At 41.3% G+C, this 26,656-nt stretch carries 27 protein-coding genes; 13 read left to right on the plus strand and 14 right to left on the minus strand.

Annotated features, from left to right (window positions below):
* Positions 1–76: 76 nt before the first annotated feature.
* The 4 genes from R7E51_RS13850 to R7E51_RS13865 all read left to right on the plus strand — a co-directional run bounded on the left by R7E51_RS13850 (position 77) and on the right by R7E51_RS13865 (position 2,956).
* Positions 77–553 carry a hypothetical protein gene (locus R7E51_RS13850; RefSeq protein ID WP_031777180.1) on the plus strand — a complete coding sequence of 159 codons (477 nt, stop codon included), beginning with the start codon at positions 77–79 and terminating at the stop codon, positions 551–553.
* A gap of 102 nt (positions 554–655) precedes the next feature.
* Positions 656–1,465: a bifunctional DNA-formamidopyrimidine glycosylase/DNA-(apurinic or apyrimidinic site) lyase gene (gene mutM / locus R7E51_RS13855; RefSeq protein ID WP_042522608.1), complete on the plus strand. Its 810-nt coding sequence runs from the start codon at positions 656–658 to the stop codon at positions 1,463–1,465.
* 86 nt (positions 1,466–1,551) lie between these two features.
* On the plus strand, positions 1,552–2,034 hold the full coding sequence (gene coaD / locus R7E51_RS13860; protein WP_206957954.1) for a pantetheine-phosphate adenylyltransferase: 483 nt from the start codon (positions 1,552–1,554) through the stop codon (positions 2,032–2,034).
* Positions 2,021–2,956 carry a glycosyl transferase family 90 gene (locus R7E51_RS13865; RefSeq protein WP_206957953.1) on the plus strand — a complete coding sequence of 312 codons (936 nt, stop codon included), beginning with the start codon at positions 2,021–2,023 and terminating at the stop codon, positions 2,954–2,956. The genes coaD and R7E51_RS13865 overlap by 14 nt, the downstream gene beginning before the upstream one ends.
* A 31-nt stretch (positions 2,957–2,987) precedes the next feature.
* On the opposite strand, the gene R7E51_RS13870 is transcribed toward R7E51_RS13865, so the two are convergent.
* Genes R7E51_RS13870 through R7E51_RS13880 form a run of 3 tightly spaced genes read right to left on the minus strand, consistent with a single transcriptional unit; the run spans position 2,988 to position 5,631 of the window.
* Positions 2,988–3,776: a glycosyltransferase family 2 protein gene (locus R7E51_RS13870; RefSeq protein WP_005379421.1), complete on the minus strand. Its 789-nt coding sequence runs from the start codon at positions 3,774–3,776 to the stop codon at positions 2,988–2,990.
* Positions 3,773–4,540, minus strand: coding sequence for a glycosyltransferase family 2 protein (locus tag R7E51_RS13875; protein WP_005395793.1), 768 nt, complete (start codon positions 4,538–4,540; stop codon positions 3,773–3,775). Before R7E51_RS13875 ends, R7E51_RS13870 begins: the two co-directional genes overlap by 4 nt.
* 35 nt (positions 4,541–4,575) lie before the next feature.
* Positions 4,576–5,631 (minus strand): glycosyltransferase family 9 protein, encoded by a 1,056-nt coding sequence (locus R7E51_RS13880; protein WP_005384789.1) that lies wholly within the window; start codon positions 5,629–5,631, stop codon positions 4,576–4,578.
* A 107-nt stretch (positions 5,632–5,738) separates the two neighbouring features.
* Here R7E51_RS13880 and R7E51_RS13885 point away from each other — a divergent pair, with 107 nt between their 5' ends.
* Together R7E51_RS13885 and R7E51_RS13890 are read left to right on the plus strand one after the other, a co-directional pair.
* Positions 5,739–6,146, plus strand: coding sequence for a diacylglycerol kinase (locus tag R7E51_RS13885; protein WP_005384790.1), 408 nt, complete (start codon positions 5,739–5,741; stop codon positions 6,144–6,146).
* 11 nt (positions 6,147–6,157) lie between these two features.
* Positions 6,158–6,877, plus strand: a complete 720-nt coding sequence (locus R7E51_RS13890) for a 3-deoxy-D-manno-octulosonic acid kinase (protein ID WP_047103793.1) — start codon at positions 6,158–6,160, stop codon at positions 6,875–6,877.
* A 45-nt stretch (positions 6,878–6,922) separates the two neighbouring features.
* Here R7E51_RS13890 and R7E51_RS13895 read toward each other — a convergent pair whose 3' ends face one another.
* From R7E51_RS13895 to R7E51_RS13945, 11 genes are all read right to left on the minus strand, one after another.
* Positions 6,923–7,879, minus strand: a complete 957-nt coding sequence (locus R7E51_RS13895; RefSeq protein WP_206957951.1) for a polysaccharide pyruvyl transferase family protein — start codon at positions 7,877–7,879, stop codon at positions 6,923–6,925.
* 27 nt (positions 7,880–7,906) lie between these two features.
* Positions 7,907–8,788 carry a glycosyltransferase family 2 protein gene (locus tag R7E51_RS13900; RefSeq protein ID WP_005384793.1) on the minus strand — a complete coding sequence of 294 codons (882 nt, stop codon included), beginning with the start codon at positions 8,786–8,788 and terminating at the stop codon, positions 7,907–7,909.
* Complete coding sequence (locus R7E51_RS13905) at positions 8,785–9,510, minus strand: glycosyltransferase family 25 protein (protein WP_005384794.1); 726 nt, start codon at positions 9,508–9,510, stop codon at positions 8,785–8,787. The genes R7E51_RS13900 and R7E51_RS13905 overlap by 4 nt, the downstream gene beginning before the upstream one ends.
* Positions 9,507–10,778 carry a lipid IV(A) 3-deoxy-D-manno-octulosonic acid transferase gene (gene waaA / locus R7E51_RS13910; protein ID WP_005384795.1) on the minus strand — a complete coding sequence of 424 codons (1,272 nt, stop codon included), beginning with the start codon at positions 10,776–10,778 and terminating at the stop codon, positions 9,507–9,509. Before waaA ends, R7E51_RS13905 begins: the two co-directional genes overlap by 4 nt.
* Positions 10,772–11,830, minus strand: coding sequence for a lipopolysaccharide heptosyltransferase II (waaF, locus tag R7E51_RS13915; RefSeq protein ID WP_005384796.1), 1,059 nt, complete (start codon positions 11,828–11,830; stop codon positions 10,772–10,774). Before waaF ends, waaA begins: the two co-directional genes overlap by 7 nt.
* Entirely contained in the window at positions 11,827–12,816 is a 990-nt protein-coding gene (gene lpxM / locus R7E51_RS13920; RefSeq protein ID WP_005384797.1) for a lauroyl-Kdo(2)-lipid IV(A) myristoyltransferase, read from the minus strand. Before lpxM ends, waaF begins: the two co-directional genes overlap by 4 nt.
* 126 nt (positions 12,817–12,942) lie before the next feature.
* Entirely contained in the window at positions 12,943–13,884 is a 942-nt protein-coding gene (rfaD, locus tag R7E51_RS13925; protein ID WP_005379462.1) for an ADP-glyceromanno-heptose 6-epimerase, read from the minus strand.
* Between the two features lie 148 nt (positions 13,885–14,032).
* The gene (locus tag R7E51_RS13930) at positions 14,033–16,225 is read right to left on the minus strand and encodes a YjbH domain-containing protein (RefSeq protein WP_005384798.1); all 2,193 of its coding nucleotides are present in this window, start codon (positions 16,223–16,225) and stop codon (positions 14,033–14,035) included.
* Positions 16,222–16,980 carry a capsule biosynthesis GfcC family protein gene (locus tag R7E51_RS13935; RefSeq protein WP_005384799.1) on the minus strand — a complete coding sequence of 253 codons (759 nt, stop codon included), beginning with the start codon at positions 16,978–16,980 and terminating at the stop codon, positions 16,222–16,224. Before R7E51_RS13935 ends, R7E51_RS13930 begins: the two co-directional genes overlap by 4 nt.
* Positions 16,977–17,657, minus strand: coding sequence for a YjbF family lipoprotein (locus tag R7E51_RS13940; RefSeq protein ID WP_005384807.1), 681 nt, complete (start codon positions 17,655–17,657; stop codon positions 16,977–16,979). The genes R7E51_RS13935 and R7E51_RS13940 overlap by 4 nt, the downstream gene beginning before the upstream one ends.
* 69 nt (positions 17,658–17,726) lie before the next feature.
* Positions 17,727–17,945, minus strand: coding sequence for a hypothetical protein (locus tag R7E51_RS13945; RefSeq protein ID WP_031780921.1), 219 nt, complete (start codon positions 17,943–17,945; stop codon positions 17,727–17,729).
* A 403-nt stretch (positions 17,946–18,348) separates the two neighbouring features.
* On the opposite strand from R7E51_RS13945, the gene R7E51_RS13950 reads away from it, so the two are divergent.
* The 7 genes from R7E51_RS13950 to rfbA all read left to right on the plus strand — a co-directional run bounded on the left by R7E51_RS13950 (position 18,349) and on the right by rfbA (position 26,650).
* Entirely contained in the window at positions 18,349–18,867 is a 519-nt protein-coding gene (locus R7E51_RS13950) for an outer membrane beta-barrel protein (protein ID WP_017820722.1), read from the plus strand.
* Positions 18,868–18,931: 64 nt separating this feature from the next.
* The gene (locus tag R7E51_RS13955) at positions 18,932–21,634 is read left to right on the plus strand and encodes an SLBB domain-containing protein (protein ID WP_206957950.1); all 2,703 of its coding nucleotides are present in this window, start codon (positions 18,932–18,934) and stop codon (positions 21,632–21,634) included.
* A gap of 53 nt (positions 21,635–21,687) precedes the next feature.
* Positions 21,688–22,590 carry a Wzz/FepE/Etk N-terminal domain-containing protein gene (locus R7E51_RS13960; protein ID WP_005384811.1) on the plus strand — a complete coding sequence of 301 codons (903 nt, stop codon included), beginning with the start codon at positions 21,688–21,690 and terminating at the stop codon, positions 22,588–22,590.
* Positions 22,591–22,627: 37 nt separating this feature from the next.
* A complete protein-coding gene (locus tag R7E51_RS13965; RefSeq protein ID WP_242531408.1) occupies positions 22,628–23,878 on the plus strand; it encodes a hypothetical protein in 1,251 nt (416 codons plus the stop codon).
* A complete protein-coding gene (locus R7E51_RS13970; RefSeq protein WP_005384816.1) occupies positions 23,865–24,674 on the plus strand; it encodes a glycosyltransferase in 810 nt (269 codons plus the stop codon). The genes R7E51_RS13965 and R7E51_RS13970 overlap by 14 nt, the downstream gene beginning before the upstream one ends.
* A 36-nt stretch (positions 24,675–24,710) precedes the next feature.
* Positions 24,711–25,787: a dTDP-glucose 4,6-dehydratase gene (gene rfbB, locus R7E51_RS13975; protein ID WP_005384818.1), complete on the plus strand. Its 1,077-nt coding sequence runs from the start codon at positions 24,711–24,713 to the stop codon at positions 25,785–25,787.
* Positions 25,787–26,650 carry a glucose-1-phosphate thymidylyltransferase RfbA gene (rfbA, locus tag R7E51_RS13980; protein ID WP_005384820.1) on the plus strand — a complete coding sequence of 288 codons (864 nt, stop codon included), beginning with the start codon at positions 25,787–25,789 and terminating at the stop codon, positions 26,648–26,650. Before rfbB ends, rfbA begins: the two co-directional genes overlap by 1 nt.
* Positions 26,651–26,656: the final 6 nt, after the last annotated feature.

Here is a 26,656-nt window from a genome sequence, read left to right on the forward strand (position 1 = left end):
CTTGCACACCGTTGTTCTAGTCAAGCTCAATACTCTTTGGTAGTTTACTCATAACGATAAGAGAGTAGAGATGGTTATGCGTGTGAGTCCGGCTCGTCGCCGCCGATGGAACAATATTCTTATTCTGGGCATTATCGCGTTTATAGTGATCTTAAATGCGCCGATGTGGATCAAAACTTACCTATTAACAGACCAAGCAGACCCTTACCCAAATGTACTTCGCTCCGACTATACGGTGGAGTCTTTGTACTATAGTGGCTGGGAGTTTGAACTGCATGATGGACGATGGCAATCCAACATCAAAGTTGATGCACCGATCAGTGAACTTGTATCACGCTGGCAATCATTGGAAGGGACCGAGCTCACCTCAGAACAGTACGATCATTTAAAACCTAACCTGACGGTACCTGAAACGGTAGAAGTTTGGTATCAGGATCTCGAAGAGCCGCAGCGGGTGACTTTCTTTCGTTTACCTGATTTTTGGCTATTTAAAACCTGGCAAGACAAATGGGTCGCTATCTCCGTCGATGAAAACTACCTTATGCCAGAGTAGAGCCTTTTTGCGCCTATACCCCTAATAAGCTTCCCTATTTATCGTTTTTCTTTTCGATTATGCTAGCAGCGAGAACTATTAGCCGGTGAATTGGAGAATCTAATGCCTGAGTTGCCAGAAGTTGAAGTGAGCCGTATGGGGATTAGCCCCCACATGGTTGGACAAACGATCCAGTCGTTTACTTTTCGAACGCCTAAATTGCGCTGGGATATTCCTACAGAGCTTAAAAAATTGGAAGGGCAGGTGATCCGTGCGATTAGCCGTCGTGCGAAATACTTACTGATCGAGACAAACACAGGTACAGCCATTGTTCACTTGGGCATGTCTGGGTCTTTACGTGTCCTAGATGCCGACTTTCCGCCAGCAAAGCACGATCATGTGGATCTCAAACTAAGCAGTGGAAAAATACTGCGTTATAACGATCCGCGTCGTTTTGGGGCATGGCTGTGGTGTGCTCCTGGCGAGTCACATGCTGTGCTAGCAAACATGGGGCCTGAGCCTTTAACTGAAGAGTTCAATGCGGAATATGTAGCGGAGAAAGCTAAAAATAAGCGTGTCGCCGTCAAGCAGTTCATCATGGACAACAAAGTCGTGGTTGGTGTTGGGAACATCTACGCGAATGAGTCGTTGTTTAAATCTCGAATTCACCCTTCAAGGCCCGCAGGTAAGTTGACTTCTCAAGAGTGGAGGTTACTTGTTGAAAATATCAAAATGACACTTGAGATTGCCATTACGCAAGGTGGGACTACTCTGAAAGATTTTGCGCAAGCCGATGGAAAGCCGGGTTACTTTGCACAAGAGTTATTGGTTTACGGAAAACCCGGAGAGCCATGCCCAGAGTGTGGCGAACGACTTCAAGAGCTAAAGATTGGCCAACGTAATACCTTCTTTTGTAGTGAGTGTCAGAAGTAAGTCGAGCTATTATCGAGCTTAAGTTGTTGTAATCTTGCGTTCGAGCCTCAATAATTCAATCAGTTTCGAATAACTTAGTAAATTATATGAAAGTCATTTATCCGGGCACTTTTGATCCAGTGACTAATGGTCACCTCAATCTAATAGAACGTACTCACGAAATGTTTGATGAGGTTGTGATTGGCGTAGCCGCAAGCCCATCGAAGAACACTATGTTTTCATTGGAAGAGCGCGTTGCACTGATGAAGGACGTTGTAGCGCATTTACCTGGTGTGACGGTAAAGGGGTTCTCCGGGTTATTAGTGGATTTCGCGAGAGATGAGAAAGCTAAGGTTCTTATTCGTGGTTTACGAACAACGGTAGACTTTGAATACGAGTTTGGACTGACCAACATGTACCGAAAGCTATTACCAGGAATCGAGAGCGTATTTTTAACTCCTGAAGAAGAGTTTGCGTTTTTGTCGTCGACTATCGTGAGAGAAGTAGCGATTCATGGCGGAAGTATCGAACAATTCGTTCCCAAGCCAGTAGCCATCGCGATTGGGGAAAAACTGAATGAAAGACAGTAAGTTCCCTTATTATTTCTCAAACGCTCTCTCGATACTTATCCCTCGCTTTGTATATCGAGCACAAGCCAAGCGTTTACTTTCGAATCTGACCGAAGCAGAGCAGCACCGCTGTCTTCAGCGAGTGAACTATTACAATAAGTGTGAAACGCCGTTTTCAGTCGATAGCCGAGAACAAAATTACTCGACCATCGATACATTCAAAAAAACGAAAGGCTGGACGTATTTTTTCGATCTTCGCCAAGTTGTACGCTATTTCCCTTCCAGTTTTGCGTTTAACTACATCAACGGCGATGTTACACACATCCCCAATGTACCGAGCTTTATAAAAAGCCGCCCTATTTTTGGTAACAACCAAAATTCAGTGGTGTTGAAACTTAATCAAGTTCGTCATTTTAAATTTATTGACGATCCTGTTCGCTATCAAGATAAAAAGGACATGGTAGCGTGGCGCGGCGTGGGTTTTCAGCCGCATCGTAAAAAGGTGATTCATGCGTTTTACAACCATCCGCAATGCAATATTGGCCAGACCCGCCCGGTAGAAGGGAAACCATGGGAAAAGGGCTTTATGAGTATTGAAGAGCAACTGCAGTATAAGTTTTTGCTCTGTATAGAAGGCAATGATGTGGCCACCAACCTTAAGTGGGCTATGTCGTCTAACTCCTTGGTTATTATGTCAAAGCCAAAATATGAGACTTGGTTTATGGAAGGTAAGTTAGAGGCAGGCGTCCACTATGTTGAAGTGAAGGATGACTATTCGGATTTGCCCGAAAAGATGGATTATTACCTAGCGAATGAGCAAGAAGCATTAGCGATCATTGAAAATGCGCACCAGTGGGTTGAGCAGTTCAAAGATAAACGTAAAGAGCGTTTGATCTCATTGATGGTTGCCGATAAGTACTTCGCTTTATCTCAGCAACAATAAAAAAGGGGCGAAACGCCCCTTTTTTATAATCTTAAGCTTCTAGAAATTGATCAACACCATTCTCACAGCGTTTAAGCTTGTTTTTAATGGTGTTCTCTAAAATCTCGTCATTTTGTCCGAGTGACGCGCGAGAGTTTTCTACGTGGTACAAGTGGTAGCCTACACCTGCGAATTTTAGGTAAAGACGTGACTTACCCGCATTCAACATGCGATGAACAAACTCGCTGTCTTCGCGTCCCCATCCAACAAAATCTTGGTTGAAGCCATTCACCTCGATGACATCTTGTCGCCAAAACGCCATGTTGCAGCCGCGAGTGGCTTTATCGTTATTACGCTCGTAAGAGAACCATTTCGATAGCAAGGCGTTGGTGATGCAGTTTTTACGATTGCGAATGCCTTTGCTGAAAATGGAAGGCACTAAGCCGTTTTCCATGATGGCCTTGCTGCAGCTTTCATCCGTTAACACACGTCCACCCTGCACAAACCAATTTGGTTTTGCGACTTGCTTATGTGATTCAATAAACGTTTGGGACAGCACCATGTCGCCATCAATCATGATGAGGTAGTCACCTGATGCTTTGGCGATCGCACGGTTGCGGCTCATTGAAAGCTGAAAGCCATTATCCTCGTGCCAACTATGAATCAGTGGAACCGGAAAACCTTCACGCATTTGGTCAACCATTGCTTTGGTGTCTTCTCGAGAGCCATCATCTGCAACAATGACTTCGTCAGGCAAAACGGTTTGACGTTTCACGCTTTCTAACACCGCTTTTAATGCTTCTTTCCAGTTGTAAGTGGTGATAATTAAAGTCGTTTTCATGATTTTTTTGCCTGTTCACGTAAGTAGAGATCGATATATTTTACAAAAGTAGAGTGCATGCTTAGCCAAGCTAGAATGAAGCCATGCTTGCCATCAAGGAAGCCTCGTTTGAGAACATACATCTTCAAAAAGCTAGCAAGAGCGTGAACGATAGCGGTCGTTAAACCCGCTTTCTTTTTACCTTCACGTTCATCCGTCCAGGCCTTGAGGTAGCCAGTGGTTTTATTGATGTAATGATGAAGGTGCTCGTAAGTGTAGTGATGCAGTCGACCATCCAGTTTTTCAGTTTGATAGTTTTTCTCATCAACTTTTTCATGAACGAGCGAATCATTATATTGTGTATATTCGGTGCGATATAAGCGCACAATCCAGTCTGGAGACCAACCAGAATGGTAGATGAACTTACCAAACGCTGAGCTTAGTCGATTAAGTTTGTATAAAACGTTCGGCTTATTGGCTGATACCGCGTGTAAGATACTTTCTTTTAGCTCTGGAGTGACTTGTTCGTCCGCATCAAGCCACAAAACGTAGTCTGCCGTAACGTATTGCTGCGCCAGTTGGCGCTGTTTACCGAATCCTGGCCAATCTAGGTTGGTGTAAAACTTATCTGTGTATTGTCGGGCGATTTCTTCAGTGCGATCGGTGCTGCCCGAGTCTAGAAGGACAATCTCATCGACCCAATCTTTTACTGTGTCTAGACAAGCTTGTAAGTGCTTCTCTTCATTTTTTACAATTAAGGCAACGGCTAAGGTTGGTTTGGACAAGGTCATTTCCTTCTTAACAAATCAAGACAGTAAGTTTACTGGTATTGAGGATACAAATCTTCTAAGACTTGATCGAACATGCTCATTACTTGAGTGCTGGTAATGCGGTTCATTGCCGTTTCATCTTTAGCGCGAGTTCGCCAGCTTAACTCGTGACTGTTTTTGCCTGTTTCCGCAAAGATCGTTTCTTCATACACTGAGACAACGTATTTTAGATAACGGTAAGGTCCCACTCGCAGCGGATTATGGTGTGCATAGAGCCCGATGATTGGCGTTTTCATGGCATTCGCCATGTGTGCTGGTCCGGTATCGGGGGCGATGACCATTTCAACCTTATCTATTAACGCAAGCATTTGCAGAATTGAACTTTGTCCAACTAAATTTAGACACGGTTCTTCCAAGCGAGATTGAATGGCTTCTGCCAGATCCAATTCTACCTGAGCAGGGCTGCCTGCCAGAATCACGTTCCAGCCTTTTGCTCTGGCGTGATGAATCACATCTACATAACCTTCCGCGTTCCAGTTTTTATAAGCTTTGCTCGCACCAGGCACAATCAGCAGGTTAGGTTTACTACGAGAAATATGAGACTCTGCCCAAGCTTGGTCGTGGTCTGAATAAGAAAGTACCCAGTCTAGTCCTGCCTTTGGTACCCCAATTTGATGGGCAAAGGCCATTAAGCCATCTGCGACATGCAGAGATTGCGGGGAAGGCACTTTGACATTGGTAAATAGTGTTTGAAAGTCCTGGCTTCTATCAGAAGAGAAACCAAGTTTGTATTTTGCTTTAATGCCCAACGTTGCGACACTCGCTCGAATCGCGTACTGCATATGCAATAGCGCATCAAACTCTCTGCCTTTCAGCTGTCGCCAAAGTGATTTGTAGCCATCAAGTCCCGCTTTTTTATCAAAAACAATCACTTCTACACCATCGATGGCGGCTAATAACTGGGCTTCAAGTTTACCCGTTATCCAAGTAATCTGGGTCGAAGGCCAGTGTTTCTGAATAGCTTGAATTGTGGCGATAGTATTGCAAACGTCTCCGATAGCGGACAAACGCAAGACGCATAGTGACGATGGGGCAGAAGTGAACATAATTATTGTCTGATTCGATGAATAGAGGCAGGTAAATTATGCAGACATCCCCAATAAATGTAAAATACACGGCTCGAATATAGCTAAGTACTGATAAGTGTTCTGCAATGTCAAAGACAACACCACATCAATCGCAAGAATCTGGCAAGCCGGGTAACACCGGGCTAAAGCGCATCGTTAAAGCGACGGGTTATTCGATCCAAGGATTAAAAGCGGCTTTTAAGCATGAAGCTGCCATTCGACAAGAGTTGGCTCTGTTGAGTATTGCTGTGATTTTGGCTTGGCTAGTGGATGTCGGCATGGTTGAGCGTATCTTAATGATCGGGGTCGTGGTATTAGTTTTTATTGTAGAGCTTGTAAACTCAGCGATTGAGGCAGTGGTTGATCGTATCGGTATTGAACGGCATGAACTCAGTGGTCGAGCTAAAGATATAGGCTCTGCTGCCGTTATGGTTGCTTTGGCGTTTGCCGCATTTACTTGGTTGTATATATTAGCCAGCCGGTATTTAGGCTAGAGGGTGAGCGTATGACTCGACAGTATAAAAACAACAACCAAGTGATCTGGTTTGATGACGAGATCATTACAGACCCTAGCCAACCGATATTTGATGAGGAATACTGGCAGTCCTCCGACAAGGTGGTTGGCAGTGCGACGGGGCGAGGCACGACATGGTTTATCCAACTAGAGAACATGCAAGCGGCACTACGTCATTACCGTCGTGGCGGTTTGTTTGGGAAGTTAGTTAACGATCATTATTGGTTCTCTGGCTGGGATAACACCCGTTGTGCGCAAGAGTTTCAGCTTTTGTTGGCGCTAATTGAGGCTGGGGTGCACGTTCCTCGTCCTATTGCAGCAAGAGCCGTAAAGTCAGGACTCTTCTATCAAGCTGATTTATTAAGTGAGCGAATCCCAAACGCCAGAGATCTGGTTAGTATCTTGCAAGAACAGTCTTTATCGGTAGAAATGTATCAGAAAATAGGGCAAGAAATTGCCAAGATGCATCAGGTTGGCGTTAACCATACCGATTTGAATATCCACAATATCTTGATCGACGACAAAGATAAGGTATGGATTATCGATTTTGATAAGTGTCGTTTTGAAACTTCTGGTGACTGGAAGCATCAAAATCTAAATAGACTTCTGCGTTCATTTAATAAAGAGCTTTCTCGTAAGAGTATTAATTGGAACGAGAAGGATTTTAAATTTTTGAAAGAACACTATGATATATATTCTGATAAAAATTAAATGTAGGAGTATAGTTGATCAAGTAATTAACTATACTCCTTAATTCTATTTACTATTAGAACAAACAGTTATATTAGGGAGGCCAAAAAGCCACTTATTGTAATAAGAGGTGTTTTTACCATAGGAATTATCAAAAAGATGTATATTCTTTCCTAATAAGCATGAAAAAATCAGTCCGTGTAGTCTATCAGTATGAACTTCATTATGCATATGAAAGTAATTCTCTGAACGAAAGACTATCTCTTTTGATAGTCTATACCAAAGGTCATTAGCTTTCTTTTGTTTAAATTTCCACTTTTCTAGCGATGAATACTTTTTCTTGATATTAATATCTGAAATTGAAATAAGATCATCCCAGTCAAACCCTTTTTTTTGTAGTCTCAAGTCATTATTTTGTGACTCAATATCCTTTCTAATCAGATTTAAAATTCGTCGTTGTTGAGGAAGTTCATCACAAAGTTCTTCTTTTTCGATCATCGGATGAAGACTATGAGCCATATCAGGAAGCAAATGATAGTTATTTGTGAATTTTTTCGATATTTCGTAACTTCTTTCATCGCGAGTAATAAAGTGGAAATCTTTATGTTTAGAAAAAATTTTGGCGCTAGACTCCTCATTTGATATATCTTCAAAAAATATTGTTTGTGGAAGACATATAATTCTTTTAGTAGGGAATTTAGATATGATATTTTCTCTTAGATTTTGGTGAACTTTATAAAGATCTCCAAAGTTGCCGCCACCGTGTAAAACTATGACATCAGCTTCTTTAATCTTCTTAAAATCTAAATTTTCACAACCACTACGATATATAACATTAATATCATGTTCTTTAAAAAATTCTTCCGTTCCAAGGTATATAAGAAGATCCCCAACATTAAAATGTATCGGTATGTCTATATAAGCAATGGACTTTCCGTTTATCAGAGATGCAATAAGGTTATGCTGAGATTTTGCGCTATCCATAATCTCAAGCCACTTGTTTTCTCTTCTACTTCTGCTCATAGCTCCTCCGGCTATATGAAACGATAATTAACCACTAAATACTTTGTATATTTTCATTTTTATTCTGAATAAAAATGAATCACTAATGTTGTACATTGACTTTATATGTTTTTCATATTTTTCATATGGTATTGATTCATTTTTTAGCTTTCTTAAATATTTAATGGCTGTTTTGTAAAAACTATACTTGAGTTTGTTACTGCCTTTCATAGTAGAATATGCAGAGTCAATGATTTTCACAAAATTATTTTGGTAATTAACATCATTAACTTTACTATTCATTATAGAATTTTTTCTAATTCTGTAAAATATGACATTGTCACAGATAGAGTATATTCTTAATTTTTTAGTAAATACCTGCCAATAAAACTCTTCATCCTCATGAATTAATCCGGGTACGAACCATATATTGTCAAGCACTTCTTTTCGATATAATTTATTCCAAACTACTAACTCTAAGGAGAAAAATTTTTTGTCCAAATCTAATTTCCCTATAATTCTTCTCTTTCGATAGTCTTCATATCTTTTATCTTCTTGATAAAACTTAGTTACTCTTCCTGAAACAATATCGTATCCAGTAGAATGCAACAATAATTTCTCAATTGCATCTTTTTCTAACCAGTCGTCTGAGTCTAGAAAAAACAAAAAATCTCCACGAGAGTTTTTTATCCCTGTATTCCTCGCTGCTGATAGCCCTTGGTTAGTTTGCTCTATGACTTTTATTCGAGGATCCTCATCTCGATATTGCTTAGCAATGTTTATGCTATTGTCTTGAGAGCCATCAATAATAGCAATTATTTCTATATTTCTATATGTTTGTTGTACAGCGGAATCTAGACATTCAGGTAAATACTCTTCTACATTATATATAGGAACTATAATACTGACTAATGGATTGTTATTACTCATTTTTTATTCTCAAGGTTATATAGAAAATCAGAAAGTTGCTCGTATAACCTAAATATTTCTATATAGAGCTTATTCCATGAGGTGATACCAGATTTATCTTTTCGAGAACTGCCTATTGTTGAGGGAATATCGGCTCTTTTGACAATATCTGGTCTTAAAACATACGTGGATACACCATGTTTATACGGTTTTTCCATGTAGTCATCTACAGGCTCTATAAACTGAGTTGCATTTTTTATGAATTTCGAAGCAGCATGTGGAGTTAGAATATATCCCATAATGCCGCATGTGCGTTTGTTGAAGCGTACAATATTAAGTTTGTTATTAACTGAAGATATGACTTTAAATGATTTAGGCTTGGTTGCAGCAAGTTTTAGAAAGTCGTATTGTTCCGCTAATGTGTCGAAATGTGAAAACACGTCAAAAAACTCAGGTAATAAGTCGCAGTTATCTTCTAGAACCAGTATTGGTTCGTTTAGCTCCAAGCACTTTTCCCAGGCTAGGTGGTGACTAGAGAAGCAAGCAATTTCGTTCTCAACTAGCCTATAGCCAAATCGTTTTCGAGTAAGATCATCATTGCTACGTTCAGAGTATAGAAAGTTTGGCGCAGAGGAATCTATCGCTTCTATAAATTCGAATGGTATGTTGGCTTTGTTGAGTGCATTTTCCATACGAACTCTTCTATCAACTGAGCGTTTCATGTTAATAACAAAAACTTTCATTTTATACTCTCAATACATCTAATTGTCTTAGTTAGCGCACCAACATTATCTTTGACAAAGCTAAGGAGGTTTTCTTGAACGATACTTTTTGCTAACGCACCTTGAAACATAGCTTCAACCTTTAGACTCATATCGTTAGGTGACTCAATCAGTTTGATAACTTTCTTATGAAGCATCTTAACAACCAGATCTTGGAAGTTGTAATAGCTTGGTCCCGTGATTACTGGTACTCCCAGTGCTGCGGGCTCTAGCACATTATGCCCACCGACTTTATCTCCAACTAGGCTACCGCCCATAAAGCAGATGTCCGCTGCGCCCATCAACGTTAGCATCTCACCCATTGTATCGCCGAGATATACTTGAGTATTCGTCTTTACTGCATGCGTTGAAGTACGACGCACAGTTTTAAATCCTTGCTGTTGGCAAAGCGTGAATACATCATCAAATCGTTCCGGATGGCGAGGAACCAAAATAAGTAATGCATTTAGATGAGATTTTAAAACTTGTCTATGTGCATCTAATACCTGTTCGTCCTCGCCTTTGTGGGTGCTAGCTGCAATCCAAATTGGACGATCCTTTCCAAGCTGGGCTCGAAGCTGCTGTCCTTGCTGTTTCACTTGCTCTGATATTTGAATATCGAACTTAATCGAGCCAGTAACGGATAGTTTCTTTTTCTCAACGCCTAAGCGTTCGAAGCGCTCTGCATCTGAATCCGTTTGGCAGAGTACTTGAGTTAGGCATGGATGAAGCTGGTTAAAAAGCCGCTGTATTTTGGCGTAGTTCTGACACGATTTTTCAGATAGGCGCGCATTCACGACAGTTATAGGGATACCCGCTTTGTGAACATTGTGAAGCGTGTTTGGCCACAGCTCAGTCTCAATGATCAACATCTGTTTTGGTTGCACTGCTTTAAGAAAGCCTTTGATAGCAAACCCAAAGTCAATTGGCATATAGCGGTGTTCAATTAAATCACCCAACTTAGCAATCTGTTCAGCTCCGGTACTTGTTGTTGTAGTAACTAGAATAGATTGTTCGGGGTTTTGTTCCTTAAGGGCTTTAATTAAAGGTGTTGCTGCTATGCTTTCACCAACAGATACGGCATGTATCCAAATAGGTTTGTCGTTGCTTTTTAGCTTGGGAGTGATACCAAAGTGCTCTTTCCAGCGAGAGCCGAACTTAGGCTTATTTGGTTTGCTCTTGTACAAACCAAATAAAAGCAGCGGTGACGCTAGAGCGAGTAGTAAGGTATAAACAATACGAACTAACATGAGCTTATCGTAATGGCGTCAAGTTTTTGGATACTATCTAGCACTTGCTTAGGCGAAAGTTCTGTCAAGCACTTAAGGTGTTTGTACTGACATTCACGCTGGAAACAAGGGCGACAATCAATATCGGTATGAACAATCTCCACTTTTTCTGCGAGTGGGGGTGTGTACTTCGGTGAAGTTGAGCCATACACTGCAACAACATTACAACCAACCGCAGCTGCCACATGCATTAAGCCTGAGTCATTCGCGACAACAGTCTTACATGCAGCAAGTAAGTCGACCGCTTCAATTAAGCTGGTTTGGCCTGCTAGAACGTGAATGCCCTCATGGAATTGCGTCGGAACAAGTGCGCGGATATTGTTACAAGTCTCTAAGTCTTTTTGAGAACCAAACAACCAGATTTGATGCCCAGATCGAGCCATTTGCGTCGCAACTTCAGCGTAGTGTGTTTCGGGCCATTTTTTTGCGGGACCAAACTCTGCTCCTGGGCATAGTCCGATCATTGGTTGGTCTTGGGCTAAGTTGAACTTTTTGATCGTGGCTTGTTGCTCTGCCGCGTTGATTGCAAGGCGTGGGCGAGGCAAGGTTTCAAGCCCGCCGAGAGAGTTAGAATCCACCATTTCTGCTTTTGGATAAGCTAACGCTACATAGCGCTCTACCATGTACTGAAAAGACTTCATGTTAGGGCGTAAGTCGTTCAATAAACCATAGCGCATTTCTCCCTTCCAGCCAGTACGAAGAGGAATGTTGGCAAACCATGGGATCAGTGCCGATTTCGCTGATTTAGGCAAGATATAGGCGTGGTCATATTGCTTTTCACGTAATGATTTGCCAATTTCCCTGCGGCCTAATAAGTTAAACTCACCATGACCGATAGGCATTTCAATCGCTTGATGGATTTCTGGCATACGCTCAAGAATCGGTTTACACCATCCTGGAGCGATAACGTCAATTTGGCTATCTGGATGGCGTTGCTTTAATACGATATATAACGATTGCGACATTACCATATCGCCGACCCACGCAGGGCCAATAATTAAAATCTTTTTCATTTATTTACTTGCCAATCAGTATCATATCTAGGCTTGAAGATATTGTAATAGTTATTGCCGTCTTCTTGAGAGTGCAGCAACTGTAGTACCCACATATATTGTTCGGGTTTATCACCGACAAAATATTCAATGGCTTCATTACAGGTACGAGCGTCTTGCTCTTCGCCTTTATCCAGCTCAAACGCTGGTAAAATCTCAATATCAAACGTACCATCTTCAGTGTTCATCGACGCAAATAGAGGCAGTACTTTTGAGCGTGATAGTTTCGCAATTTTGCCTAAACCAGGTAGTGTTGCTTTACGTGTGGCAAAAAAATCTACAAACACACTATGCTCTGGGCCGTGATCTTGATCGGGTAGATAATACCCTACATAGCCATCTCGAATAGACTTCAGAAAAGGCTTAATGCCACCTGAGCGTTCATAAACACGACCACCATATTGAACTCTTTGCTTGTGCATCAGCCAGTCAGCAACATCATTCTTTTGTTTCTTTGCCATTGCAGAAACCGGCATTCCCATTGAAGCGAGCAAGATAGCAGGCACATCAATAGCCCAAGAGTGGGGAACCATTAAAATTACATTTTCGTTACTATCAATGTGCTGTCGTAAAATGTCTAGGCCGCGAATTTGGCAACGGTTCTGAAGCCATTTTGGTGAGCGTAAACTTAGTAACCCGAAGCGAAAAAAGAACATGGCCGCTGTGTAGAGTGTTTTTTCTATCAAAGCTTCACGTTCTTGGAACGATTTTTCCGGAAAACACAGCTCAAAGTTAACCCTCGCTCGATGAGCTGGACCTTTGTGGGATTTAGACAGTTTTTTGGCTATGGTTTTCGCCAACCACTTTTGTAAACCCAGTGGCATTAATGATAACGGTAAAAATAAGATAACACCTAACCACGTGCCCCAGTACTTAGGCGACAGAAAGTGGCGCTTAAACTCAGGGTTATATGCTTTGGGGTCGAAGTCATCACGTTTTATGGTCATGGCGTGTCTAGTTACCTATTCGTGTACGGGCGAAGTGGTTTAAATGAGAAAAAGATAGTTAGGAATGATACAGGCTATTGCACTTGAGTAAAGGTGGCAGGTTATGGTTCTACCACCTTGTGGTGCTTAACTGTTTTGGATAGTTAAGTATTCGGCAACGCCTTCTGCAACTGTTTTGAATTCAACATCACAACCTGCGGTGCGCAGTTTGGTCAGATCCGCTTGTGTGAATTCTTGGTAAGCGCCTTTTAGGTGCTCAGGGAATGGGATGGTTTCAATTTGGCCTTTGCCATGATGCTTGATAACTGCTTTTGCTACCTCTTCAAAAGATTCAGCACGGCCAGTACCACAGTTAAAAATGCCTGATACGCCGTTTTCTAAGAACCACAGGTTAACTTTACATACATCACCAACGTAAACGAAGTCGCGTTTGAATGATTCGCTGCCCGCGAACAATTTAGGATTTTCACCTGCGTTAAGTTGGTTGTTTAGGTGGAACGCAACTGATGCCATGCTACCTTTGTGGTCTTCACGTGGGCCATATACGTTGAAGTAGCGGAAGCCAGTGATTTGAGAAAGGGTCTCACCATGTTCTTCAGCATCTTGCCATAGGCGACGAACGTAGTTATCAAACTGCTGTTTCGAGTAACCGTATACATTCAATGCGCCTTCGTATTCGCGTTCTTCAACGAAAGTCTCTGTATCGCCGTAAGTGGCTGCGGAAGAAGCGTATAGGAATGGAATCTCGCGATCTAAACAGTAATGCAGCAGCTCTTTAGAGTACTCGTAGTTGTTTAGCATCATGTACTTACCATCCCACTCCGTCGTTGCAGAACAAGCACCTTCGTGGAAAATTGCCTCAATCGGACCAAAATCATCGCCCGCCATAATTTGGGTCAGAAAGTCGTCACGATCCATGTAATCTGTGATGTCCAGATCAACTAAGTTCTTAAACTTTTTGCCATTTTTTAGGTTGTCGACAACCAGGATATCGTTAATACCAGCTTCGTTTAGTGCTTTAACAATGTTGCTGCCGATCATGCCAGCGCCACCAGTTACGATGATCATAGAACTTCCACCATAGATTAAAATTTTCTCAGGAATTCTAGCAAGAAACGAAAAGTAGCGCTATTGGAAGCAGGAAGATAGGTTTGAGTCTTCTATGACTCAGTATCTAGATATGAAAAAGGGAGCCGCAGCTCCCTTGATTACTTTATTATTCCACATCCGAACGGTTAGGCCTTTGATACCAAGGATTTCGCTCGTCGGTCAACTCAATCAAGCTGTATTTACGTCCGAGTTTCTGTCCTCCGTCACGAGTAAGAGGCTGCCAACTAAAGTTCGCACGATTGTTGCTTGGCTTAACGGTCATGATGTCAAATGGAATCGACAAGTAGAAACCTTTGGTAAAGCTACCTTCACCAAATTCATCCGCAGACAAGTCTGTAAATGACGCAAAGGCACCAGCAATTACGCCACTCTTGAACTGCTTAGAAACATTGATTTGTGTACCAACATCACCAGCTAGGAACTGACCAACATCGACTTGGATCATCAAATCTTGTAGGAATTCCCATTGAGGGTAGTAGTAACCAGATACAAAACCAGTGAAGCCTTTATCAATAACTTGGAACGGACGTCCATATTCTGGCACGTTTTGCCATTTCTCATCGTAAACACCGAAGTAACTTTGTGGATCACGTTGAGAAATTACGTTGACGTCAGCGCCAATCGCCCAGTTAGCTCCTTGTGGACGGTAAAGAAACTCGGTACCGACTCCAGCAAACATACTCTCCAGATAGCCCGCGTAGAATTGCTGATCCATCGTATCGGAATACTCTTGGAACCAAGTCAATTGTAAGTTTGACATGGTTACAGCATGTTCATTTTGGTAAGCGCGGAACATGGTGCGAACACGAGGAACAGTAGTGCCATCAGGTGGAGTGACATAAATAAACTTATCGTAGTTGTTATACCAATCCCAGTATAACGAACCGCCAATTTCAAGGTTGTCCGTCAGCCAATATGAGGCATTACCGCTTAACCCTACACTAAAGAGATAGAAATCTTCAGCGTTTCCGAGAGTTTGAACTAGTTTAGGTGCAAAGCCCCAATCAAAACGTTCAAAACCATCGTAGACAGATTCTCCCGTTGGCTTAGTAGTAGCCCTTGAGGTTGCATCTTCTATTTTCGGATTGATGTAATTAACTTGGGCAAAGTCGCGATATTTCTCTTTGGAAATAATCGTTTGTTCGCCGACTAAGCCTCGGCTACGTTCATTGATCGCATAGGTATCAATATCGTCAGGCATTTCATTATGGAGTACAGCTGCCGCTTTTTCGTGTGCCTCTGTACGGTCACGATATTTCTTCTGCTCACCAACGACAGTTACTGTATTGTTATCAACATAAACACGCGTGTTTCGATAACCAGCAATTTTGTCTAAATCTTCTGTTACACGTGCCCAATCAACATCAGACAGTTCTTTGGGTTGGTTATCTTCCACTTCCGGGGTTGGTGTGTCTCGCCAGAATGATGGCATGTCATTGAAATTAGTGTTTAGCGTTAAGCCTGCTACTAAAGTATCGCCGCGTTCATAACTTAAACGAAAATCGGCCATGCCTAGACGGTAGAGGACACCAAAGTTCCATGGTGTGTGGGGCTTCATATCAACATCTGCGCCCACAACTGCATAGTCTGTAGAATAGTCATTGCTGTCGTACTCAACTTTAAATCGTAAAGGAGCGTGCAACGTCTGGAACTCTATACCACCAAATAAAGCCGCAGGCCCTTTGAAAGCTCTGTCAAAATTAGTTGTTCCTCCAGAATCAAGAAACTCTTCAGAACGTTCACAGAATTTGTCTGATGATTTACAAAATGGATTGGTTATATTGTCTCTGGTTCCCAAGTAGCCCCAGCCCATACCAAGAGTAAAATCGAATGTTCCAAAATGAGGAGCTGAGTATCGTTTGGTCGCGGCAATATATTCTGCATCAAATAAGCCAGTACCAGCAAAGTCTCGTACCCCTAGGGCGATTTCTGGTATGTATTCAGATTCTTCCCATAATCTAAATTTAAAATCTATCCCCTTGTCTGTGTACTCATTGTCTACATCAGGAAGTGATGTTGAGTATGGCAAGTCTTGAACTCGAGTATATCGAATAGTTGTCTCTAGCCAAGGCAGTACCTGCAAGGTGACGTTGTAAAAAAGGTACTCATCACTACCTGTTACAGAAAAGTTGAATTCCCCTTCAGGAGCCATACGTCCGGTTGGCATCTGCATTAAACCAACACCACCAAAATCAGATTGAGAAGGCTGTAACGAGGGAGCCTCAAAGGGTATATCTTGAGCCCAAACCAATGCAGGGCCCATTAAAGAAAGGGTTAAGCTTTTTCTAATTGGCATCATTGTGGTCTCTTTTTGGAATTTGGTATCAATTGAGTGAGTAGGCGGATAATATCTTGGTCCATTTCGGAGTATTCAAGATCACCAAACGGAATATATACCAATGTCAGAGGCGGTAAGTAATATTGTGCTGTTAACCAAGCTCCATGATGTGGCTTAACTACGTGACCATCTGGGTAGATCAACACTGGTGGTGTTGATAATGCACCAATGCTACTTTTCAAATTCTCTATTTGTTTCTGCAAAGGGATGCCTGCTTGCTCTTTAATAGAATACACGCTATTTAGGTTTCCCAAGAAATACACTTTCTCTTCGCGCAGAGGGCTTGCGAGCAGGAAATTGCCGCGCAACAGTGGGTTGTCGAATTTATTTAGTCGAACTTTATCAACATCGATCGCAGACAGTAAGCGTGGTGCAAAGCTCTGCTTCTGAATGAATTTGTAGAATGGATGTGCAACCAAATTGTGTTGAATCATTTGATTGAGCACCGAGTTCTTTAAAGCGGTAGAGGTCTTATTGGCGCGTTCCGATTTATCAAACAAAGTGGTACCAAGAGAGTATTGCAGAGAGACGCTTTGCTCCCTAGCAAGTGCTAACACACTTTCTAAACGAGCCGGCCCTTGAAATTGTAGCCGTTTGCCTGCTTCTAGCAATTCAACATTTAATGGTTGCATAGCAGAGGTTTCTGTTTGAGCGAAGCTAGGCATGCTCAAAAGCGGCATGACCAAACCGAATAATGTGAGTAGTTGCTTGCTCATGATTTGCTATATCCCTTCAAAATGGTTAACTCAACCGGAATCATATTTGGCCCTAGGTGTTGTAAGGTTTTAACGACCTGACCCCGTTCATTGACCCAATAGTAGTTTTCGACCGATTGAGAAAGACTGCTAAACTCAACAACTTCTTTATATACGTTGGTCATAGTGCTAGAAATAGGTGTTGTTAACGTTTCTTGGCCTGAGTAAGAACGCGTTATATTTGCAGGAAAGCCATAACGGTATTGTGTTGCCCAATCGTATGAAAGTGTGTAGTTGACAGAGGTTGAGTCTAAAGAAAAATCTGGAACGTCACCGTAAACACCTGCTAAGTCCCCACTCTGTAGACCAATCGTTTTGACGATGTGCCCATTCTCTGTAACGATCATAGCTTTATCGGCGCTTACCCATTTCAGTTGTTTTTTGCCGCTGAGTTGGTTTTGTTCCGCAAAAGCTAAAACAACAAACACCTGTTTTTGATTTCCAAGTTTCAAATAGGCACTGGCATATGGAATAGCATTGATTTCTTCTGGTGTCATCTCGATATCAATGTAGTTACCGTAGGCTTCTTGGACGGTTGCTGAAACATCATTGAATTTCTGTGTGCAGCCAAAGAGTACAAGGAGTAGTGGAAGAATGAGGAGTTGGCGTATCCATTTAGGTATTCGGAAGATATTCATTATTCCCTCTTACAAATAAAATCGCCCTGAGTCATTCAGGGCGATTGGCTTCTGTTCTACAAAACGAAATTAGTTCGAAGTAGAAGTAGAAGTAGATGTTGAAGTAGATGTTGAGTCGCTATCTGACGCTGCAACTGCTACTACAGTTACTGCTGCTGCTGCGCCTACACCTACAGCTGTAGTACCAGTTGCTGACGCAGAAGCTGTGCCTGTTGAGCCTGCTTCTTCTGCTGCAAATGCAGTGGTTGCGCTTAGAGCCATAAGAATAGCTAGAGCTGTATTCTTCATTATTAATCCTTGTGTATCCGGTATAAAAACATCGATGTTTGGTAGCATAAAAATGCTCCAAATTATATTCTAGATAAAAAAGCCTTAGCATGTAAATAGTTTCTTATTTTGCCATGGCTTTCGATCTCATTTCTAACACCAGCGTGACATTGCGCGGTTATCTTGCTCCCTTGCTTGCTGATAAACTATCAAGAGTGCATAATTTGTCGGCCTATTTCCTCCAGAACTAGAGGTTTGGAGGAAATAGGTCGTTTTTACTTACACCATATAGAAAGCGATACAGTGGCTTACGCTCAACGCCTCAGGGCGGTAGCGTGCCAACTCTTCAGTATTTAATGGCCTGCATAGCACGCTTAACTTTGCTTTGGCAGCCCATATTATTACCAGTACTAGGGACTTTTACGTGATAAGAAAGCAGCATTGTTTGGGAATACTTGGTGCACTGGGCTTGAGCCTGAGTTCTTTTTCAGCGTCAGCCGATTTTTATGCTGGTGCGTTAGTGAGCTACTCAAATGCAGAATTGAAAAGCTCGTCTTCTGAGTCCGTAAAAGAGGGGAGTCCTTTCCTTCTTAGTGCGCAAGCAGGGTACTTCTTTAATGACTACATTGGTCTCGAAGGACGTTATGGGACATCAGTTCAACGTGACAGTGGTCTTGCCGTTGATAGCGCTTTGAGCGGCTTTGTTAAGTTGAATATGCCGGTTTCAGAGCGAGTTGCACTTTATGGTTTAGCTGGGTATTCAAGCGTTCAGCTTGATCTACAAAATGTAGGTTCTCACAAAGAACAAGGATTTAGTTTTGGGTTAGGTATGCACTACGCTTTAAATAACCAAAGCGCGGTGATATTTGAGTTCGTTGATAACGTCTCTGAAGACCAAGTTCGCCTTAACTCGATTACATTGGGTTTTCAGCACCGTTTCTAATTTAAATACCTAGAGCTCAAACTTGGGGCTAGGGTCTTTTATTCAATTATTATAGTGACATACCATGTTTAAAGGATATTTCTCTATTGCCGCTTTTATATTGGCAAGTACGTTTGCGTCTTATTCAATGGCACAAACACCCACTCCAGAACAAATGAAAATGTTTCAAAACCTACCCGCCGACCAACAAAAGGCCTTGGCGAGTAAGTATGGTTTCTCCATTCCTTCTAGTTCATCTTCAAACAAGTCTCCTTACGAAAATCCGCAAGTAATCCAACCTAGAACTGAAGCTAGTAGCGCTGTATCTTCCAATATCGAAGAACAATGGCTCAAAAAAGGTGAGCAGGGAGAGCTTAAACGCTTTGGTTTAGATCTTTTTGCTGGTTCTCCAAGCACCTTTGCTCCGATCAGTGATGTTCCTGTGCCAGCAAATTACACCGTGGGTGCAGGTGATGAAATCATTGTGCAGTTGTTTGGTAAGGAGAATGAAACGCATCGTTTACGCGTAAATCGTGCGGGCACAATCAACTTCCCCTCACTTGGGCCGGTAAATGTTGCTGGCATGCACTTTTCTGATGTTCGTGACTCTCTGACGCAACGTGTAAAAGAGCAAATGATTGGTGTGCGCAGTGATATCTCATTGGGTGAATTACGCACCATGCAAGTGTTTGTAATGGGGGATGCATATAAGCCTGGTGCCTACACGGTTAGCGCATTAACGACAATTTCACAAGCTATTTATTACAGCGGCGGTTTTGGTGAAAGTGGGGCGCTGAGAGATATCCAGCTAAAGCGTGATGGTAAAATCATTCGTAAGTTGGATATGTATGACCTTTTACTAAAAGGTGATGCAAGTAATGATGTGCGCTTGCTACCGGATGATGTTGTTTTAATTGGCTCTGTTAACGATACAGTGTCTATAGAAGGCGAAATCAACCGCCCTGCAATTTATGAAGTCAAGCAAGGTGAAACATATCAGCAACTTATTCAGATGGCTGGTGGTTTTACTGCGAATGCCCATGTCGAGCAATTGGAGATAAAACGCTACGCTTCACATGGCGCTCGTGAGGCTCTGACGCTTGATTTCAATAAAACGCAAGATCGACAGAGTAAAGTTAAAAATGGCGATGCCATCAAGATCTTGAAAAAAAGCGAAGAGCTTACTCGTTACGTACAGATAGAGGGAGATGTTCGTCATCCTGGCTATGTGGAATGGCGCAATGGTCTTCGTGTTGCTGATCTTTTCAAATCTGTTGACTCAGCTTTTAATTCTACAGCGGATGTTAACTATGCGGTTGTGGTTAGAGAGATTAATCCGCAACGTGATATTGAAGTGTTCCAACTAAGCTTAGCCAACGCAATTCTATCACCAGGTAGCCAAGACAACCTCCAGTTACAATCACGAGATCGTATATTGGTTTTCAACCGCTTTAATAACGAAGACTTGGATACATTGGCAACACAAGAGGCTGTTGCAAAAGCAAAAACATTGGAGCAAGCGCAAGAGCAAGCTGAGCTGGAACAACAGAAAGAGCAAGAAGTGATGAGCTCTTCTGTTGCCGTTTCGCATTCAGCAAACGGTACGCTGAACAACCCGAGCACCACAGAGCAGGCGAAACCAGCTAAAATCATTTTCCGTGGTAAAGAGATTACAGAGGAAGACTTTGAAAAGCTGAAGCAAAATACTCGTCGCACTTTACTTGCCCCTGTGTTGTTACAACTTCAGCAACAGTCTCGTTTAGGGCTAGCCCCTCAAATTGCTGAAGTCTTTGGTGAAGTCAAGCACCCAGGGCGTTATCCGATTACTCCAAGAATGACGGTATCAACGCTTATTGAAGCAGCTGGTGGTTTGACTTACAACGCATTTACAATTAATGCAGAACTAGCACGAACTGCGATTAATAGTGCGGATGAACGTGCTTATATTGATGTTGAACGTATTGATCTGCGTAAAGCAATTCAAGGCAGTGCTTCAGACGATGCAGTTATCGTGGGGCGAGATCGTTTGAACATCTTAGAAAAGCCAAATGTGAAGCTACAAAGCACAGTCACTTTACAGGGTGAAGTTCGTTTCCCAGGAACCTATACCGTGCGTCAAGGTGAAACCTTAAGTGAGTTATTGGACCGAGCAGGTGGTCTCACAGAGTTTGCTCATCCTCAAGGAGCGATATTTACGCGTGAAGCATTGCGTTTACAAGAGCAGAAGCTTTTAAACCAATATGCAGCAGATATGCGCAAAGAAACCGCGAAGAAGACGTTCCGAGCCGATAGTAATATGGGCTCTGTAATTTCAGACCCAGAGAAAACGTTAGCGTTTGTAGAGGAAGCAAGTCGAAGCAAAGCACTTGGCCGTATGGTAGTACAGTTAAACCGTATTTTAAAAGGCGAGCGCTCAGCAGACTTTATGCTTGAGGACGGTGATTTCCTCTTCGTTCCAACTTTCCGAAACACAGTATCAATTATGGGAGAAGTTCAGGTTCCAATTACCTACTTGTTAGACAACAAACTTGATGTTGATGATTACTTGAACAAAGCGGGTGGAGCTAAGAAACAAGCGGACGAAGACCGTATTTTTGTAGTGCGTGCAGATGGTTCTGTTTACAAGCCTTCATCAGGTTATTGGTTCGGAAACAATAAAGAAGGGTTAAAAGCTGGCGATACTATTGTTGTGCCAATTGATACCGACTACCGTGATGCATTAAGTACGTGGACTGCAGCAACGCAGATCCTCTACCAAACGGGTGTTGCTATCAACGCACTGAAGTAATGACTTAAGCCACTTAACAAGAGAAAGGGGGAGAAATACCTCCTTTAATATTAATGGAAAATAATCAACTTGAACTAGATATTGGTGAGCTCATACGCTCACTTTGGCAACAAAAAATAATGATAGTTGCCATTACATTTGTATTTGCAGTCGCATCAGTGCTTTTTGCTATGTCTAAACCTAACCTCTATAAATCCGAAGCAGTATTGTTTCCAGTAGCAGACAATACGCCTAGTTCAGCTATGGGGCAGTTGGGGGGGCTCGCTGCATTAGCTGGATTTGGAAGCCAAAAGAGCTCTAAACAAGCAATTGCCTTAGAGTCTTTACGTTCAAGAGCATTCTTGGGAGCTTTTATTGAACGCAGAAATATTTTGATTCCACTGATGGCAATTGAGCATTGGGATGCAACTTCTGGAAAAGTTTATATTGATCCTAAAATTTATGATGAGAGTACTGATACTTGGACGCGTGTCGTAAGTGAAGGAAAAACTCCTAAACCAACCATTTTAGAAGCCACAAAAGTTCTCAATGAGTTGCTTGTTATCGATTCAAATAAAACCAGTGGTTCAACCATTGTCTCTCTGACAAACCAATCCCCTGATTTGGCAAAACAATGGCTTGATTGGCTGATTTCGGATCTAAATGAATGGATGAAGAACAAGGATATCAACCAAGCGAAGAATAATATTCAATATTTGGAGAAGCAGCTAAACCTGACAAATCTCTCTGAAATGCAGAATGTTTTTTATCAACTAGTTGAAGAGCAAACTAAGAAATTGATGCTTGCAGAGGCTCAAGAGAACTACATTTTTGATATTATCGACCCTCCTGTGGTACCAGAAGAAAAAGACAGCCCAAGTCGAGCTATCATCTGCGTTCTTGGTACGCTGATCGGTGGGGTTTTAGCAATGGTTATTGCTTTGTTCCGTATTGCATTATCAAGAAAACATGTTTAATTTGAGTCTTGATCCAAACAAACTCTTAGGGGTACATATGTACCTCTTTGCTATATTAGCTCCTCTTTCGGTAACAAAATGGAACAAGTTCATTTTAGTTATCTTATTCCTATCGGCACTAATTACGTTTTTCTACTACATTACTATCTCCAAGAAACTCACATTTGATAAATATTCTTTTGGTGTGATTCTTATATTTTTGTTAGTTTTTTTTATATCATTATTTAGCATATTGATAAATCGAGACTATCTTGTTGCTGACTACTTAAAATCAGTAGTTATAGGCAGGATGTTTACGCTAATAGCGCTAACACTTAATTTGATGTTATTTACAATTTGGTTATCAGTAGCTGATGAAAGATGTGTGAAACGTATCCTTAAGCTTGGCTTACTAACTGCATTTACTTTTATTTTGCTTGGGTATTGGCAAGTTATTTGCAAGTTTCTTGGTATCCCATTTTTCGTAGATACTAGAGACTGGATGCATGGTGTGCCAGCAGCTCTACGCTCAATTTTTCCTTCTCGAGTTACCTCTATAGCGGAAGAACCAAATTTCCTTTCCCCGGTTTTGATGGAGTGTATGCTGCTTATTGCAGTATTAGTTGAAAAGAAAGCTATAAGACTAGCAATGCTGGGAATGACGGTTGTCATCGTCGTACTTTCTTTCTCCGGCGGAGCCTATGTTAACTTTGCTCTAATTTGTGCTTTTGTTTTTTCTTTAATTGCCTTGAAAACGGTGTTAACTGGAAAAACAAGAATTAGCCACTTTTTTGTGTTATTGCTGGTTTTTTGTTTATTGTTGGTGCTGATGTATTTAGGTACGCTGCTTTTAGATTTTATCTATTATAAGCTGCAGCACGAAGCAACTGGCGGCTCCTCTCGTAGCCAATTTATGGTTTCATTCACTACTTTATTAGCAGAGTCTAACCTAGCTCAACTAATTTTTGGTCATGGACTTGGTACCATGTCTGTTTTAGATAGCTTTGGCATGAGAAGTGAGGATTATTTATTCAGAATTACTAATAACTATACATTGGATATGTTTTGGGAGGGCGGTGTTGTTGGCGTTGGTCTGATCTTGATTTTTTATTTCAAACTGATTTACCCAGGCTTGAAATATGGCTTTAAGAATAACACTTATCTTATAGGTGCTATAATGACATTCCACTTCCTAGTAACTTCCACATACCGTTCTGAATATCTAAGTACTCATTTTTTATGGGTGTTACTAATGATCTTTTCCATATATAAACTAGCAGAATTTCAGAGTAATAATGTTAACAATTAATGTTCTAATAAGCACCTTAAATGATGGGATTGAACGCTTGATGTCTGGGAATTTTCCTAAAGATGAAGCGGTGAAATATATTGTTGTCCATCAGATAAAAGATGGCTATGTTTTAACGGAATCTATCAAGGAATGGTTAGAGAGTCGAGTTGACTTTTTATATTACAGTTCAAGCGATAGTGGGTTATCTAAAAGTAGAAACTTAGCGCTGAGTAAGTCATTCTCAGATGTGGTGGTATTTTGTGATGATGATGTTAGCTATGTAAATGAAGCCTTCGATATAATAAAAAGTAGCTTTGATGAGAATATTGATATAGCAACATTTAAAGTAAAAACTCCGGATGGATTAGACTTTAAAAAATATAATAGTGACGCGTTTGCACATACAAACAAGACAATATTTAAAGTGTCATCAATTGAAGTCGCTGCCAAGCGTGAATCTATCATGAAAAAAGAAGTAAAATTTGATGAACGCTTTGGTTTGGGGACTCAACTTCCAGCATCGGAAGAAAATATATTCCTGTTGGATTGCTTTAATAAAGGTTTAAACTTAAATTACTTCCCAAAAACTATCAACTTACATCCAATGGAAAGTTCTGGTAGAGATTGGGGAAATAAAAGAATGCGTTCAAGCAAGCTATCGTTTATGTATAGATGTTTTAATACTATTGGATTTTTTATTTTTTTATTGTTTGCTATAAAAAAATATCCTGAGTATAGAAAATCAGTCAGTTTTTTTTCATTTTGTAAAGAAAATATAGATGTGTTTTTTAAATACTATAGAAATAAAAATTAGACGCTAACATCTGTAAGTTTCAATTAAGGGTAAATTATGAAAATTTTGGTAACGGGTGGCGCTGGATTTATTGGTTCAGCGGTTATTCGCCACATAATCAATAACACGGAAGACTCCGTTGTTAATGTAGACAAGCTGACATACGCAGGAAACCTTGAGTCTTTGTCTGATGTTATGGATAGCGAACGTTATGTTTTTGAGAAAGTTGATATCTGCGATAGAGAGTCATTAGAAACAGTTTTTTCAAAGCACAAACCTGATGCAGTAATGCACTTAGCTGCGGAGTCTCATGTTGATAGATCTATCGATGGTCCGGCTGCATTCATTGAAACTAATATCGTAGGAACTTACGCATTACTTGAAGCTGCACGTAATTACTGGAATACATTGGATCAGGAATCCAAAGAACAATTCCGTTTTCATCATATCTCAACCGACGAGGTGTATGGTGATCTAGAGGGAACTGATGATTTATTCACTGAAACAACACCTTATTCTCCATCGAGTCCTTATTCCGCTTCAAAGGCATCAAGTGATCATCTAGTTCGAGCATGGTTACGTACCTATGGTTTACCAACAATCATTACCAATTGCTCTAATAACTACGGCCCTTATCATTTTCCAGAAAAGCTTATTCCATTGATGATCCTCAATGCTTTAGAGGGTAAGTCTTTGCCCGTATATGGCGATGGGATGCAAATTAGAGATTGGCTATATGTAGAAGATCATGCCCGTGCGCTATATAAAGTGGTAAGAGAAGGCTTGGTGGGCGAAACTTACAATATAGGTGGTCATAATGAGAAAGCTAACATTGAGGTTGTCAAAACCATTTGTACTCTTTTAGAAGAGCTCGTACCAAATAAACCAAATGGTGTTAAAGAATATGCAGATCTTATAACTTACGTCTCTGATCGTCCGGGTCATGATGTTCGTTACGCGATAGATGCGACAAAGATTGAGCGTGAACTTGGGTGGAAACCGGAAGAAACTTTTGATTCAGGTATCAGAAAAACGGTGGAGTGGTACTTGGAAAACAAAATTTGGTGGTCACGTGTTTTAGACGGTTCATATGCCGGTGAGCGCTTAGGTGTTATCGAAAAGGGGACAAATTAATGAAAGGTATTATTCTTGCGGGAGGCTCTGGCACTCGATTGTTTCCTATTACGATGGGTGTCTCTAAGCAATTGCTTCCGGTTTATGATAAGCCAATGATTTATTATCCTTTATCGGTGTTAATGCTTGCTGGTATTAAGGATATTCTAATCATAACGACACCTGAAGATAAAGACAGCTTCGTACGTCTGCTGGGAGATGGTAGCCAGTTTGGGATATCACTAAATTATGAAGTTCAGCCGAAGCCAGAAGGATTAGCACAAGCCTTTATTATAGGTGAAGAGTTTATTGGTGAGAGTAGTGTGTGCCTTGTTTTAGGTGACAATATTTTCTACGGACAGGCGTTTAGCCCGAAATTGAAGCTTGCTGCTAGTCGCTCTCAGGGAGCTACGGTGTTTGGCTACCAAGTTAAAGATCCAGAAAGGTTTGGTGTTGTAGAATTTGATGACAACCAAAAGGCGGTTTCAATTGAAGAAAAGCCAGAAAAACCTAAATCTAATTATGCGGTTACTGGGCTTTATTTCTATGACAATGATGTTGTCAAGCTTGCGAAAGAGGTGAAACCTTCAGACAGAGGTGAACTCGAAATTACCTCTTTGAATGAAGCTTACCTAAAGAAAGGTCAATTGAACGTAGAAATGTTAGGGCGTGGTTTCGCATGGCTAGATACTGGCACTCATGAAAGTTTACTTGAAGCTGCTCAGTTTGTTGAAACGATTGAAAAGAGACAGGGCTTCAAAGTTGCATGTTTGGAAGAGATTGCTTTTTCAAATGGTTGGTTAACAAGAGATGAACTTCTGCAACGCGCAGAGTTAATGGCCAAGAATAGTTATGGTCAGTACTTGAAAACTTTAGCTGGTTAACCGTTT

The organism is Vibrio sp. Vb1166, from assembly GCF_033338695.1.
In the GTDB taxonomy this organism is placed as follows: domain Bacteria; phylum Pseudomonadota; class Gammaproteobacteria; order Enterobacterales; family Vibrionaceae; genus Vibrio; species Vibrio alginolyticus.